The sequence below is a fragment of the Pseudarthrobacter sulfonivorans genome, from assembly GCF_031454915.1.
GTDB lineage: Bacteria > Actinomycetota > Actinomycetes > Actinomycetales > Micrococcaceae > Arthrobacter > Arthrobacter sulfonivorans_C.
Genome location: NZ_JAVDRS010000002.1, coordinates 275,714 through 289,991, shown reverse-complemented (window position 1 = coordinate 289,991; position 14,278 = coordinate 275,714). Strand labels below are relative to the sequence as shown.

General features: G+C 65.5%; 14 protein-coding genes. 8 read left to right on the top strand and 6 right to left on the bottom strand.

Annotated features, from left to right (window positions below; translation table 11 throughout):
• Positions 1-12: 12 nt before the first annotated feature.
• From J2808_RS05210 to J2808_RS05200, 3 genes are all read right to left on the bottom strand, one after another.
• A complete protein-coding gene (locus J2808_RS05210; RefSeq protein WP_013599688.1) occupies positions 13-216 on the bottom strand; it encodes a cold-shock protein in 204 nt (67 codons plus the stop codon).
• Positions 217-443: 227 nt separating this feature from the next.
• A complete protein-coding gene (locus J2808_RS05205; protein ID WP_309812659.1) occupies positions 444-1,070 on the bottom strand; it encodes a response regulator transcription factor in 627 nt (208 codons plus the stop codon).
• Positions 1,067-2,326, bottom strand: a complete 1,260-nt coding sequence (locus J2808_RS05200; RefSeq protein WP_309812656.1) for a sensor histidine kinase — start codon at positions 2,324-2,326, stop codon at positions 1,067-1,069. The genes J2808_RS05205 and J2808_RS05200 overlap by 4 nt, the downstream gene beginning before the upstream one ends.
• A 226-nt stretch (positions 2,327-2,552) precedes the next feature.
• Here J2808_RS05200 and J2808_RS05195 point away from each other — a divergent pair, with 226 nt between their 5' ends.
• Both J2808_RS05195 and J2808_RS05190 read left to right on the top strand, forming a co-directional pair.
• A complete protein-coding gene (locus J2808_RS05195; protein ID WP_309812654.1) occupies positions 2,553-3,146 on the top strand; it encodes a GlcG/HbpS family heme-binding protein in 594 nt (197 codons plus the stop codon).
• A gap of 190 nt (positions 3,147-3,336) precedes the next feature.
• Entirely contained in the window at positions 3,337-3,870 is a 534-nt protein-coding gene (locus J2808_RS05190; protein ID WP_309812651.1) for an ankyrin repeat domain-containing protein, read from the top strand.
• Between the two features lie 81 nt (positions 3,871-3,951).
• Here J2808_RS05190 and J2808_RS05185 read toward each other — a convergent pair whose 3' ends face one another.
• The 3 genes from J2808_RS05185 to J2808_RS05175 form a co-directional block, all read right to left on the bottom strand.
• Positions 3,952-5,136 (bottom strand): acetyl-CoA acetyltransferase, encoded by a 1,185-nt coding sequence (locus J2808_RS05185; protein WP_309812648.1) that lies wholly within the window; start codon positions 5,134-5,136, stop codon positions 3,952-3,954.
• Positions 5,133-5,834, bottom strand: coding sequence for a CoA transferase subunit B (locus J2808_RS05180; protein WP_309812645.1), 702 nt, complete (start codon positions 5,832-5,834; stop codon positions 5,133-5,135). The genes J2808_RS05185 and J2808_RS05180 overlap by 4 nt, the downstream gene beginning before the upstream one ends.
• A 79-nt stretch (positions 5,835-5,913) precedes the next feature.
• Entirely contained in the window at positions 5,914-6,633 is a 720-nt protein-coding gene (locus tag J2808_RS05175; protein ID WP_309812642.1) for a CoA transferase subunit A, read from the bottom strand.
• Between the two features lie 200 nt (positions 6,634-6,833).
• Between J2808_RS05175 and J2808_RS05170 the strand changes: the two genes are divergently transcribed.
• The 6 genes from J2808_RS05170 to J2808_RS05145 all read left to right on the top strand — a co-directional run bounded on the left by J2808_RS05170 (position 6,834) and on the right by J2808_RS05145 (position 13,290).
• The gene (locus J2808_RS05170) at positions 6,834-7,622 is read left to right on the top strand and encodes an IclR family transcriptional regulator (protein WP_309812638.1); all 789 of its coding nucleotides are present in this window, start codon (positions 6,834-6,836) and stop codon (positions 7,620-7,622) included.
• Positions 7,623-7,717: 95 nt separating this feature from the next.
• Positions 7,718-9,217: a CoA-acylating methylmalonate-semialdehyde dehydrogenase gene (locus J2808_RS05165; RefSeq protein ID WP_309812634.1), complete on the top strand. Its 1,500-nt coding sequence runs from the start codon at positions 7,718-7,720 to the stop codon at positions 9,215-9,217.
• Complete coding sequence (locus tag J2808_RS05160; RefSeq protein WP_309812631.1) at positions 9,217-10,290, top strand: enoyl-CoA hydratase/isomerase family protein; 1,074 nt, start codon at positions 9,217-9,219, stop codon at positions 10,288-10,290. The genes J2808_RS05165 and J2808_RS05160 overlap by 1 nt, the downstream gene beginning before the upstream one ends.
• Entirely contained in the window at positions 10,283-11,206 is a 924-nt protein-coding gene (mmsB, locus tag J2808_RS05155) for a 3-hydroxyisobutyrate dehydrogenase (protein ID WP_309812629.1), read from the top strand. The genes J2808_RS05160 and mmsB overlap by 8 nt, the downstream gene beginning before the upstream one ends.
• A 48-nt stretch (positions 11,207-11,254) precedes the next feature.
• On the top strand, positions 11,255-12,034 hold the full coding sequence (locus tag J2808_RS05150) for an enoyl-CoA hydratase (RefSeq protein WP_309812626.1): 780 nt from the start codon (positions 11,255-11,257) through the stop codon (positions 12,032-12,034).
• A 233-nt stretch (positions 12,035-12,267) separates the two neighbouring features.
• Entirely contained in the window at positions 12,268-13,290 is a 1,023-nt protein-coding gene (locus tag J2808_RS05145; RefSeq protein WP_309812622.1) for an alpha/beta hydrolase family protein, read from the top strand.
• Positions 13,291-14,278: the final 988 nt, after the last annotated feature.

Here is a 14,278-nt window from a genome sequence, read left to right as displayed (position 1 = left end):
TTAATCAGAACCTTACAGCGGGCGAATGTTCTCTGCCTGCGGGCCCTTGGGACCTTGGGTCACATCGAATTCGACTTTCTGGTTCTCGTCCAGCGAGCGGTAGCCGCTGCTGGCGATTGCGGAGTAGTGCGCGAAAACATCGGCGGATCCGTCGTCCGGAGCGATGAAGCCAAAGCCCTTTTCAGCGTTGAACCATTTAACTGTGCCTGTTGCCATTGCTAACTTCCTTTGTAACCCTTTTCTGGTCCTGCTCGGACGGCAGGCAGACGCGGAGACTGTGGTCCGCACTCTCAAACCTAGGGGGTGCGCGGTGGGCGTGCAATAGCTGCGGTCATCATCTGTCACTCCTGTTATTGAATAGTGTCTGGATTACGGGCCATTGAGGACCGCCGAAGTCAGCTGCCAGCGGGGGCTTCGGGGCTAAGTTGGCCGTGACTGCCGGGCTAGCGCATGCCCTCCCGGCGGATGGCCGTTGCGATGGCGGCGGCGCGGGTTTCCACGCCGAGCTTGGCGTAGATGTGCGCCAGATGGGTCTTGACCGTGGCCTCGGAGATGAACAGCCGCTGGCCGAGCTCGCGGTTGCTGAGCCCCTCGGTCAGGAGGCTCAGCAGCTCCGCTTCCCGGGGCGTCAGGATCTCGTCGGGATTGCGGAGCTGCTGGAAGAGCCGGGAGGCCACGGGGGCGCTCATCACGCTTTTGCCTTGTACGGCACCCCGGATTGCCGCGAAGATTTCGTCCGGGGTTGCGTCCTTGAGGAGGTAGCCCATGGCGCCGGCGTCCACCGCCCGGACGATGTCCGCATCCGAATCGTAGGTGGTGAACACCAGGATGGCCTGCCGGCTGTTGCGTTGCCGCAGTTGCCGGATGGCATCGATTCCGTCCATTCCGGCGCCCATGGCCAGATCCATCACCACCACGGCGGGCGCGAGTTGTTCCACGAGCTCCAGGGCTTCCTCACCGGAGGCTGCTTCAGCCACCACGTCAAGGTCGGGCTGGGTGCCCAGCAGTGCCCTGAGCCCGCTGCGGACCACCAGATGATCGTCCACCAGGAGGACGGTGATGCCGGTCATGCGTCGCCCTGGGGTGTCTGCTGCAGGGACGGCTCCGCCGGGACGCTCGGCACCTGTGCGGCCACGATGGTCCCTTCGCCGGGGGAACTTTCCACCGAGAATACTCCGCCCAGCTGCTCCACCCGCTGGCGCATGGCCCGGAGCCCGTAGCCTCCGGCGTCCGACGGCGGTGCTGCCGCTGAGGGATCAAAGCCGGTCCCGTCGTCGTAAATGTCCAGGGTGACGGAGTCCGGAAGGAACCCGATCGTCAGCGTTGTGCCCGAGGCGTTTGCGTGCTGCTGGATGTTCGCGGCCGCGCTCTGGACCACCCGCAGCAGGGTGTGCCGGACTTCTGCGGCGACGGCCCTCGGCTCGCCGGTGACCAAGAGCCGGACGTTCGGGACGTACTGGGCGGCGGCCAGGTGCAGTGCATCAGGCAGCGGCGAGGCGTCCAGTCCCGGGGAAGCGAGCTCGTGGACCAGGCTGCGGGTCTCGGAGAGGTTCCGGCGCAGCAGTTCAGTGGCCTGGTTGAGCTCCTGGCGGGATCCCGGGCCGGGCCATGACCGGTCTGCTGCCTCCAGGAGCAGCAGGCTGCTGGCGAGGCCCTGCGTCACGGTGTCGTGGATTTCACGCGATACGCGCTCGCGCTCGGCGATGGTTCCGGCCCGGCGCTCGCTGGCCGCCAGTTGTCCCTGTGCCAGCGATACCTCGGCATGGAGCCGCCGCTGTTCCGCCGCGTCGTGCTCGAGCCGGTCATAGATCAGCGTCAGCATCACGCCGACGGCGAGCGGCCCCAAGAGCATTGCGAGGTCTGTCCTGTCGCTGAGGCGGAACAGCCCTACGGCGGTGGCGGCCGCCGTCGCGCCCGCCGCCACGTAGCCCACGGTACCGGTGAAGGCCGTGCGGCAGAGGAAGAAGATCGCAAACGAACACCACGCAAAGCTGGGTGCGGCGATGACCAGGACTGCCCAGACGGCCACAAACACCAGCATCCAGACTGCCCACGGGCGTCTCTGCCGGGCGAGTACAGCGATCACGGCGTACAGGACACAAACTGCCCCCGCGAGTCCGAGGACCAGGACGTTGTCCTCAATGCTGTGCCGCATGGCGTAGCGAACGGCGGACGCGACGAGCAGGATCGCGAAGCCGAGGTGGACGGCCGTGTCTATCCCGCCGAATCGGCCAGGGACGGCGGTTCGTCTACCCGGCAGGGTAGGTTCGGCAGACTGCGCCGGTTCAGCAAGCAGGGATTCGCGGGGATCGTCTGGGGATGGCATATGGTCCGGTTCCGGTCAGGGGAGTTCTCATCCCATGCTATTGCCCGCGCCGTTCGTGGTCTCTCAGTCTTTTGGCTGATGCTGCTGGCCGTTCGGGTGACCGGGCCGCAGCCGAACGCCCGATGTCTGCCACGGTGGGGCTGGGCAGGATGGAGATGAGGCCACAGGCAGGACCTGCATCACGGTCCGGCCGAGCCACGACAACCTGAAACCCAAGGAGAACACCGTGAAGAAGTCCAACAAGATAGCCGCCACCGCCGCAGCGTTGCTGCTGACCGGAGGCCTGACCGCCGCGGCCAATGCGGGGACCGGCCCATCGGCTGCGCAGGCCACCGTGCCCGTTCCGGCCGCCGTATCCGCCGTCGATATCCCGCAGGCGCCGGCAACCGTCGTGACCCAGAACCGCATCACCGCGGGCGCGTCCGCAGACGCCGTCCGGGCGGCCCTCGCCAAATGCCAGGCGGACAAACTGCCGTTCGTCACGGTGGCCCTTGTGGACAGGTTCGGCACGGTCCAGGCGCTCCTGCGCGGGGACAACGCCGCCGAACACACCATCGAGGCAGCTAAGCAGAAGGCCTATACCGCGGCCGCCTTTGGTGCACCAACGTCCGAGCTGGCCAAGCGCATCAACGGCAACGGGCCCAGCATCGCGGACCTCCCCGGCACACTGTTCCTGGCCGGCGGCGTTCCGCTCAAGGTCAACGGTGTGTCTGTGGCAGGCATCGGAGTGGGCGGTGCCCCTGACGGCAACCTGGACGAAGCCTGCGCCACGGCCGGTGCCGAGGCCATCGCCGCAGCGGCCACCGGCCCAGCCAAGTAGGCTCGGCTCCATGAGGCGGTTCAGGACCTGGCGCCGGTCACGCAGGGCAGCGCTGATTCTTATTCTGGCGGGCGGTGTGGTGGCTTGCCTGGCCGCGTGCCAGGCGACCCCCGGTGAACCAGAGCGGGTGGAGTCACCGCCGTCGACCGTTTTGGGGAGCCCGGAATCTGACGTGCCCGTCACTCCCACCATGTCCCCGACTCCAACCAAGCCGCCCTTATCCGCCGAGGCACAGGTGCAGCTCGACCAAAAGCTGATCGCCGCCGCGAAGGCCAACAACGTGGCCCTGGTGCGTGAACTTATTGGGCGGGGCGGCAATGTGAACGCGAAGGATGCCATCCAGGATTCGGCATTCCTCTATGCCGGGGCCGAGGGATTCAACGAGGTGCTTGAGCTGACGCTGGCGGCCGGCGCGGACGTCGGCAGCACCAACCGCTACGGCGGCACGGCGTTGATTCCCGCCAGCGAACACGGCCATGTGGAGACTGTCCGCATCCTCCTGGCCGCCGGAGTGCCGGTGAACCATGTCAACAACCTTGGCTGGACGGCCATGCAGGAGGCCATCCTCCTCAACAACGGCGGGCCCAGGCAGCAGGAAGTGGTCCGGTTGCTGCTGGAGGCAGGCGGTGACCCTGGCATCCGGGATCCGCAGGGGCGGACCGCCCTGGAGAACGCCGAACGACTGGGCTTTGTGGAGATCGCCACCCTGGTCCGCGCCCGCTAGCCGCACCCCAAGTCCAACGCGGGGTCAGATTCTGCCCGATAATCTGATCTGCAAGGGCGTAATGTGACCCCGCGTTGCTTCTTAGACGGCCTCGAGCACGCTGACGTAGTTGGCGATGCCTACGCCGCCCATGTTCTGGACGGCGGCGCGGCGGGCCGTGGGCAGCTGCATGTCGCCGGCGGTGCCGGTGAGCTGCATGGCGGCGACGACGTGCTGGGAGACGCCGGTGGCACCTACGGGGTGGCCCTTGGCCTTAAGCCCGCCGGAAACGTTGATGGGCAGCTTGCCGTCCTTAAAGACCCAGCCTTCTGTCACGGCACGGGCGCCCTGGCCGGGTCCGGTCAGTCCCATGGCCTCGTACATGAGCAGTTCGGCGATGGTGAAGCAGTCGTGGACTTCTGCGAAGTCCAGGTCTTCAAGCCCGACGCCGGCCATCGCCAGCGCGCGTTGCCAGGACACGCGCGTTGCCGCGAAAGCCGTGGGGTCGCGGCGTTCGGCGGGGAAGAAGTCGTTGGCGTGGCCGAAGCCCGCGAGCCGTACCGGCGCAGTCGCCCCGCCTGTTGGCGACGTGGAGAGCACAACGGCGGCGGCGCCGTCGGACACGGGGGAGCAGTCGGTGCGGCGCAGGGGGTCGGCCACCATGGGGTTCTTGTCCGAAACGGTGCGGCAGAATTCCTCGCCGAGGTCCTTGCGGAGCTGTGCGTAGGGGTTGTCCACGCCGTTGAGGTGGTTCTTCGCGGCGATGGTGCCGAGGACGTCAGAGACTGGCCCGTACCGTTTTTCATAGTGCTTGGCGACATCGGCGAACAGGCCCGTGAAACCCGTAGTGGAAGTCTGGCCGGCCATGTCGTAGTCGGCGCCCAGCAGGGCTGCGCCCACCACGTCCGCGCCGGCGTGGGTCATCTTCTCGGCGCCGATCACCAGGACGGTCCTGGCGGTACCGGCCAGCAAGGACTTCGTGCCCTGCTGGAAGGCGGCCGAGCCGGAGGCGCAGGCGTTCTCCACCCGGGTGGCGGCGACGTTGGCCAGGTCCGGGGAGACCTGCAGTGCCAGGGAGGACGGGAAGGCCAGCGGCATCATTCCGGAGTTGAACTGGCCCAGGTAGATCTCGTCGATCTGGCCCGCCTCGATGCCGGCGTTGCTGATGGCTTCGGTGGCCACCTGGACGATCAGGGACTCGAGGGTCTCCTCCGTCAGTTTGCCGAACCGGCTGTGGCCCCAGCCCGTGAGCAGGACATCCTTGCCAAACTGTTCCTTCAGGCTCATGCCGTGGCTCCTTCCAGTGCCGTTTCTTCGACGGGCTCGTCGAGGGCTACCGTGAAGGCAGCCTCGGTCTTTTCACGGATCTCCTCCACGGTGACGCCGGGCGCAAGGCGGGTCAGCGTGAGCTGCCGCCCGCCGCCGTCGCGCGCTTCCCCGGGCACAAGGTCAAAGACTGCGAGGTCGCTGATGATCCGGTCCACGCAGCTCAGCCCGGTGAGCGGCAGGGTGCACTCGGTCACGATCTTGGCCGTGCCGTCCTTGGCGTTGTGTTCGGTCAGGACCACAACGCGGGGGGTGCCGGCCACGAGGTCCATGGCGCCGCCCATGCCCTTGACCATCTTGCCGGGGATGGTCCAGTTGGCGAGGTCGCCGTTGCCGGAGACCTGCATGGCGCCCAGGATGGCCACCTTGACGTGGCCGCCGCGGATCATGCCGAAGGACGTGGCGGAGTCGAAGATGCTGCCGCCGTCGAGCACGGTGACGGTCTGCTTGCCGGCGTTGATGAGGTCGGCGTCTTCCTCTCCTTCATACGGGAAGGGGCCCATGCCGAGCAGGCCGTTCTCGCTCTGCAGGACCACGCGGACGCCGTCGGGCAGGTTGTTGGCCACCAGCGTGGGGATGCCGATGCCCAGGTTGACGTAGTCGCCGTCGTTCAGTTCCTCGGCCGCGATGGCAGCCATTTCATCCCTGGTCCAGGCCATGGGGTTCTCCTTGGGTCTAAGGTTGCGTGCTTGTGTGGTTCGCGCGGGACGCGCAGGTCGCGATGTTCCGGCCGGAAGGTCAGGCCGGGACTGCTGCCGCGGCGCGGGGGCGGACGGTCCGCTGTTCGATGTCCTTGACCCGGTCGCTCGCCTGGACCAGGTGCTGGACGAAGACGCCCGGGGTGACGACGTGGTTGGGGTCAAGTTCACCCGGCGCCAGGATGACTTCGGCCTCAGCGATGGTGACCGTGCCGGCTGTGGCAACCACCGGGTTGAAGTTCCGTGCCGTGTACCGGTAGATCAGGTTCCCGTCAGTGTCTGCGGTGTGCGCGTGGACCAGTGCGACGTCGGCGCGGATGGCGCGCTCCTGGACGTACGTTTCGCCGTCGAACTCCGCCAGCGGTTTGCCCTCGGCCACCAGGGTGCCCACTCCGGTCCTGGTGTAGAACGCGGGGATGCCGGCGCCGCCGGCGCGCAGGCGCTCGGCCAGGGTGCCCTGCGGGGTGAATTCCACCTCGAGTTTTCCGGCGAGGTACTGCTCGGCAAAGAGCTTGTTCTCCCCGACGTAGGAGGCGATGACCTTGCGGACCTGGCCGGCTTCGATCAGGATGCCCAGGCCCTTGCCGTCCACACCCATGTTGTTGGACACCACCGTCAGGTCCTCGACGCCGGAATCGCGGACAGCCTCGATCAGGTCTGCCGGGATGCCGCTCAGGCCGAAACCGCCCACGGCGAGCGTCATGCCGTCCCGGAGCAGATCCTGCAGGGCAGCAGCGGCGTTGGATTTAAGTTTGGACATTCCATCTCCTCGTCATCGAGCGGTCAGAGCGCCTTTGGTGATATCCACTTTGTGGACAGTGGGCCTGATGAAGGAGCCTAAGGTGGTCTGCGAAGCGGGTCAATGGCGTAGTCAACCCAGTCCTGCGGATATTTCAGAACGTGGACGCTAGACTCAGATGTGTCCACATTGTGGAGGAATTCTTCAAGCAGGAGGCCGAAATGACCAATCCAGTCCAAGGGACGCAGGTGGTGGGCCGGGTGGCATCGCTGCTCCGGCTGGTCGGCCGGAAGCCGGAGGGCAGCTCCCTTGCCGGCCTGGTCCGGGAGTCAGGCCTGACCCGGCCCACCGTCCACCGGCTTTTGGCCTCCCTTGCCGCCGAAGGGCTCCTGGACCACGATGCCCGGACCGGCAACTGGATCCTGGGCCCGGAGATTTTCCTGCTCGGATCCGTGGCCGCCGCCCGGTTCCCGTTTGAGGACATCGCCCGGCCCAGCCTGCGCCGGCTGGCCGAGGAGACAGGGGAGAGCGCCTTCTATTCCATCCGCCGAGGTCAGGAGGCGGTCTGCGTCATGCGCGAGGAGGGCAGCTTCCCGGTGCGCTCGTTCGTCCTGCACGAGGGCGTCCGGTTTCCGTTCGGTGTGGCCTCGGCGGGGACGGCGATCATGGCGTTCCTGCCGGACGAGGAACAGGAAGCCATCCTGTCGAACTGGGATCAGCATGCCGGAACCTTTGCTGCCGGACACCGCGAGGACGTGGTCCGCCGCAACCTCGAGCTGACACGGCTGCATGGCTATGCAGTGAACCCGGGCCTGGTTTTCGAAGGCAGCTGGGGGATGGGGGCCGCCGTGTTTGACCAGCAGGGCCGTCCGGTGGGTGCACTGTCGCTCACCGGCATCGAGCCCCGGTTCCGCCCGGAACGGCAGGAACTCCTGGGCAAACTGCTTATGGAGGAAGCCCACCGAATGAGCGCCAGGTTGCCCGCGGAGAGGGTAACGCAGCCGGCCTGAGCCCCGGCGCGCCGGCCCGGAGGCCCCCTAGAAATTAGTAGGAAGTCCGAGTAGATTCGGGTTCAGGGATGACCCCACATGCAAAGGAGCATTCGATGGTGCACGAGCTTTCACACTACGTCGGCGGCCAGCGGGTCGACGGCACGTCCGGGCGTTTCAGCGACGTCTTTGACCCCTGCACAGGCCAGGTGCAGGCCAGGCTGCCGCTGGCCAGCAAAGAGGAAGTGGCCAACGCGGTGGCCAACGCCGAGAAGGGCCAGCTCGAATGGGCGGCCATGAACCCGCAGCGGCGGGGCAGGATCCTGCTCAGGTTTGTGGACCTGGTCAACGAGAACATGGACGAGCTCGCCACGCTGCTGTCCTCTGAGCACGGCAAGACCCTCCCGGATGCCAAAGGCGATATCCAGCGCGGCATCGAAGTGGTGGAGTTTGCCGCCAACGCCCCGCACCTGCTGAAGGGCGAGTTCTCGGACAGTGCGGGGCAGGGCATCGATGTCCATTCTCTGCGCCAGCCGCTGGGAGTGGTCGCCGGGATCACCCCGTTCAACTTCCCGGCCATGATCCCGCTGTGGAAGTCAGGTCCCGCGCTCGCTGCCGGTAACGCCTTTATCCTCAAGCCGTCAGAGCGCGATCCCTCGGTCCCGCTGCGGCTCGCGGAACTGTACAGCGAAGCCGGGCTGCCCGATGGCGTGTTCAACGTGGTCAACGGGGACAAGGAAGCCGTTGATGCGCTCCTGGAGGATCCGCGGGTGAAGGCCATCGGCTTTGTGGGTTCCACGCCGATCGCCCAGTACATCTATGCCACGGCTGCGGCGCACGGCAAGCGCGCGCAGTGCTTCGGCGGGGCGAAGAACCACATGGTGATCATGCCCGACGCCGACCTCGAGATGGCTGCCGACGCCCTGATCGGTGCGGGGTACGGGTCCGCCGGGGAACGGTGCATGGCCATCTCCGTCGCCGTGCCCGTTGGCCAGGAAACAGCGGATGCCCTGGTGGCCAAGCTGACGGAGCGCGTCAAGGGCCTCAGGGTGGGACACAGCCTGGACAAGGACTCGGACTTCGGCCCCGTGGTGGCGTCATCCGCCAAGGAAAGGATCGAGGGCTACATCCAGTCCGGCGTGGACGAAGGCGCAACACTGGTGGCCGACGGCCGCGGCCTCACCGTGGACGGCTACGACGGCGGCTTCTGGGTGGGCCCCACGCTCTTCGATAACGTCACCAAGGACATGAAAATCTATAAAGAGGAGATCTTCGGCCCGGTCCTCAGCGTCCTGCGCGCCGCCGACTACGACGAGGCGCTGCGGCTCTGCTCCGAGCACGAGTTCGGCAACGGCGTCGCAATTTTCACCCGCGACGGCGACGCCGCCCGCGACTTCGCGAGCCGCGTGGAAGTGGGCATGGTGGGCATCAACGTCCCCATCCCGGTGCCGATCGCGTACTACACCTTCGGCGGCTGGAAGGCCTCAGGCTTCGGTGACCTCAACCAGCATGGCGCGGACGCGTTCCGCTTCTACACCAAGACCAAGACGGTCACCACCCGTTGGTCGTCCGGCATCCGCCAGGGCGCCAGCTTCGTGATGCCGGCCGGCAGCTGATGACTGCTTCCCCCGGCTCGGAGCAAGCGGCCGACGTCCTGTTTGAACGCCGCGGACACCTGGGCGTCATCACGTTGAACCGCCCCAAGGCCGTCAACGCGCTGAACGCCGGCATGGTTGAAGCCATGTTCGAACAGCTCACAGCCTGGGCTGACGACGACGCCGTGGCCACCGTCCTGGTCCGTGGCGCCGGCGACCGTGGCCTGTGCGCCGGCGGCGACATCGTGGCCATCTACCAGGACATGCTCCACGGTGGCGGTGCCACCGCGGAGTTCTGGAGCGCCGAATACCGGCTCAACGCACTCATTTCCCGCTACCCCAAGCCGTACGTGGCCTTTATGGACGGCCTGGTCCTCGGCGGCGGCGTGGGGATCTCGGCGCACGGTTCGGTCCGGGTGGTTACCGAGCGCACCCGCACGGGCATGCCGGAAACCACCATTGGATTTGTACCGGACGTCGGCGGCACCCTCCTGCTGTCCCGCGCGCCGGGGGAGTCCGGCACGCACGCGGCCCTCACCGGCGCCCACCTGAGCGGGGCTGACGCCCTGTTCCTCGGGCTCGCTGACAACTTTGTGCCGTCCGCGGACCTCCCCGCGCTGGCGGAAGCGCTGGAAAGCTCGACGGCGGATGCCGCCGTCGGGCGCTTTGTGCAGGAACCGCCGGGCTCGGCGCTGGCGGAACAGCGCGAGTGGATCGACTCCGCCTATGCGGCCGATGACGCGGAGGAGATTGTCCGCCGCCTCCGGGCCGCCGGCGGTGAAGCGGCGGACGCTGCCGCCACCATCCAGGCGAAGTCACCCACCGCCGTGAAGCTCACGCTCGAATCCCTGCGGCGCGTGCGCGGGCTCTCGCTGGAGCAAACGCTGGCGCAGGAATACCGCGTGGGTGTGCGCTCCCTGTCGGGCCCAGATTTCCGTGAAGGCATCCGGGCCCAGGTGGTGGACAAGGACCGCAACCCGCAGTGGAAGCCCGCTTCCCTCGCCGAAGTGACACCTGCCGACGTCGAGCGCTACTTCGCGCCGCTGGGCGACCGTGAGCTCCACCTCCACTCAAAGGAGTCCGACCATGTCTGACAACGCAGCTTCCGGCACCATCGCTTTCCTGGGACTGGGCCACATGGGCGGTCCCATGGCGGCCAACCTGATCAAGGCCGGGCACAGTGTGGTGGGCTTCGATCCCGTGCCGGCGGCCGTGGAGGCGGCCAAGGCGCACGGCGTCCCCATGGCCGCCTCCGCGGCGGAGGCGGTGACCGGCGCCGCCGTTGTGCTCACCATGCTGCCCAGCGGGCAGCACGTCCTGGACGCCTACCGCGGCGTGGACGGTACGCCCGGCCTGCTGTCCGTGGCGGCGCCGGACACCATGTTCCTGGACTGCTCCACCATCAATGTTGACGAGGCCCGCGAGGCCGCCGCGATCGCCCTGGACGCCGGGCACCGCTCCGTGGACGCACCAGTTTCCGGTGGTGTGGTGGGTGCCGAGGCCGGAACCCTGACGTTTATGGTGGGTGCCTTGCCCGCGGATTTCGACACCGTGAAGCCCGTTCTGGAGCTGATGGGAAAGCGCGTTGTCCATTGTGGTGACCACGGTGCAGGGCAGGCCGCGAAGGTCTGCAACAACATGATCCTGGGCGTCTCCATGATTGCCGTCAGCGAGGCTTTTGTGCTCGGCGAAAAGCTCGGACTGACGCACCAGGCGCTGTTCGACGTCGCCGCCAACGCCTCCGGCCAGTGCTGGGCGCTGACCACCAACTGTCCTGTTCCGGGGCCAGTGCCAAACAGCCCGGCCAACCGCGACTACCAGCCCGGATTCGCCGGTGCACTGATGGCCAAGGACCTGCGGCTTGCCCTTAATGCGTTGGAAAGCACCGGCGTTGCTGCCCGGCTGGGGCCTCTGGCGTCGGAGATCTACGATGAGTTCGCGGCGAGTGGCGGCGCGGGACGCGACTTTTCGGGCATTATTACGGACATCCGGGACAAGTCCGCCACGTAGCGTTGGCGCTTCGACAACTTATTACCTAGACACAAAAAGGGGCACGGCTTGGCGCAGCAGTACGAAAACATTTTGGTGGAAACTCGTGGCCGGGTGGGTCTGGTGACACTCAACCGGCCACAGGCGCTCAACGCCCTCAACAAGGCCACCATGGAGGAAATTGTCGCCGCAACCGCTGCCATGGACGCCGATCCCGCCGTGGGTGCCGTGGTGATCACCGGGTCCGAGAAAGCCTTCGCAGCGGGGGCGGACATCAAGGAAATGTCCTCGAAGGGCTACATGGACATGTACGCGGAGGACTGGTTTCGGGGCTGGGAAAGCCTGACCCGGCTCCGCATTCCGGTGGTGGCCGCGGTGTCCGGCTTCGCCCTGGGCGGCGGCTGTGAGCTGGCCATGATGTGCGATGTCATCATCGCCGGTGACAATGCGAAGTTCGGCCAGCCGGAGATCAACCTCGGCGTCATCCCGGGCATGGGCGGGTCCCAGCGCCTGACGCACGCTGTGGGCAAGGCCAAGGCCATGGACATGGTCCTCACCGGACGCATGATGGATGCCGCGGAGGCCGAACGTGCGGGACTTGTTTCACGGGTAGTGCCCGCCGCGTCCGTGGTGGAGGAAGCACTGAAAGCTGCAGAGGTGATAGCGTCCAAGTCCAAGCCGGCCGCCATGCTGGCCAAGGAAGCCGTGAATGCGGCCTTTGAGCTGGGCCTTGCGCAGGGGGTGCTGTTCGAACGCCGCGTGTTCCACTCCCTATTCGCCACGGAGGACCAGAAAGAAGGCATGGCCGCATTCAGCGAGAAGCGCCAGCCGGAGTTCAAGCACCGGTAGCCTGTTCGTGGGAGTGGGCATAACACAAGGATCCGAGGACACAAACGTTACGATGTCTGGCGTCCGTTGTTCTGCCTCGATCGGCGCCGGAGGATGAAGACCTAATGCTGACTACACGGCGCATTCTGACCGCCCTGGCGTTCTTTGCGCCAGCTGCCGGTCTAGCTTGGTTCGCGGTCGTTATGGCCCGCAGGATCGTCACGCGGGGTCCAAAGGACTACCGTCGGGCAGAGATGACAGATGACGGACAACGAATCCGCATCGACTTGGATGACTACACCAAAGCCCCGGGCGACTTCGGTGTGTTCGACCCCGTGACAGAGACGTACACGCGAGTCGGTGAGATCACGCTGATCAATGAGGATCAAAAATACGTAGAACGGCAGATTGATCCGATTGGCTCCGCTCCGGGACTTCTCGGACCAATCGTTGATTGGACCCCGGATGTGTTTTTCGAACCCAGCGCTGTCCGCGAACACTACGAGGAAGTGGACGTCCCCACGGGGTACGGTGCGGCGCCTGCATGGCTATTTGAAGCGGAGAACACGGAGATATGGGTGATCCATATCCATGGCAGCTGGACGGACCGCTCGATCATGCTCCGAGATGTCCACGCTTTCAGTTCATTGGGGCTCACGTCCCTGGTGCCCACATTTCGCAGTGACGCCGAGGTCACTCCACGACAGGCGGAATCGAGTCACCTTGGGCAAACGGAATGGCGTGATGTGGACAGCGCTGTGTCCTACGCCGTCGCTCGTGGAGCCAGACGCATCATTCTTTCCGGCTGGTCAATGGGTGGGACCATTGCGCTGCTCACATCTGAGCGCAGCGCCCACCGTGACCGGATCGTAGGACTCGTCCTGGTAGGTCCTGTCACAAGCTGGCGAAAGGCGATCGCAGCAGGGGCGGTCCGGGCAGGGGTGCCGGCGATTGGTGCTGGCCTTGTTATGGGCCTGTTGCAGGTTTCCGCATTCGCGACGATGCTCGGGCTGGAGGAACCGATCGATTTCGATGCACTCGACTGGGTGGACGAAGCTAACCGCGTGGCAGTCCCAACCCTTGTCTTGCACTCGACCGCAGACCAAGAGGTTCCTTGGGAGATCTCGGCCGCGTTTCACCGTGCGAATCCGGCCACCGTCACATTGATTTCACTACCTGAGGCTCACCATACCCAGGAGTGGAATGCCTCGCCTTCTTCTTTTACCAACGAACTTACAAATTGGGTTACCAAGACGATCTTGACTGAACAGAGCTAGATCCGGGCACCCACAGAAGCGCAAGTCAGGGCCGTACCCTAAGCGGACTTTCAAACGTCGGAATTTGGGACAGGAACCTTCTTCAGCCGGAGAATTCCAATGGTCCAAATACCCACCAGAGCATGCAGGATAAGCATGCCGATCGTTCCCGCGTTGTCCAAGGGATCACTTGAAATGCCAGATCCCGACGACGACACCTGCGATGGATACCAGTCTGAAGCAGACAATGCTGGCAACCATGCCTGCAAGAAACCCGCCCGGTGGTCGCCGGCCCGCAGCTTGGAAGTCCTGTAACTGGTCGTTCACCATCGTGGTGTTCGCAATGGTAACAAAGCCGGTGAGTAGGTCAAAGTCTGCAACCGGGCAGGAACCACGAAGGGGTTGTCGACTCATTTTTCGCGGCGCAAGCTCCTGCGGCCCATCACCGGATCGAGGAGTCGCTCATGGCACAGCTGATTGTCCAGGATTTGTTACAGCTGACGGATACGCCGCCGACACCAACAACGAGTTCAAGGCCTACGAACTCTTGGAAGGGGGTACGGCCGAGTTTGACCGTGCCCAACTCGAATGGCTCGGTGGCGTGGAAGCAATGGTTTTGGGTGCCAACACTTACAGGTACTTCGCGGAATACTGGCCTACGCCTGCCTCCGAAGGCGAGATCATTGCGCCCGCACTCAACGGCCTGCGACCTCATGTATTTTCACGCCAGCTGAAGGAGGCCCCTTGGGGGCGACTTCCCGCCGTCGACCATTGAATCCGGCGATGCGATCGAGGCCATCCGTCGCATCAAGCGGGAGTCCGCAAAGGACATCGTCCTCTGGGGGAGCTTGTCGCTCGGAGAGACGTTCTTCGCTGCCGGAGAAGTGGACGCAGTCCGGCTTGTGGTGATGCCCGTAGGCCAAGGGCTCAGTCCGGGGCGTGTTCCCGGCGGGACATGACCCGGCCCTGTTGAAGCTCGCGGACGTGAACAGTTACGACCAAGGCCTGG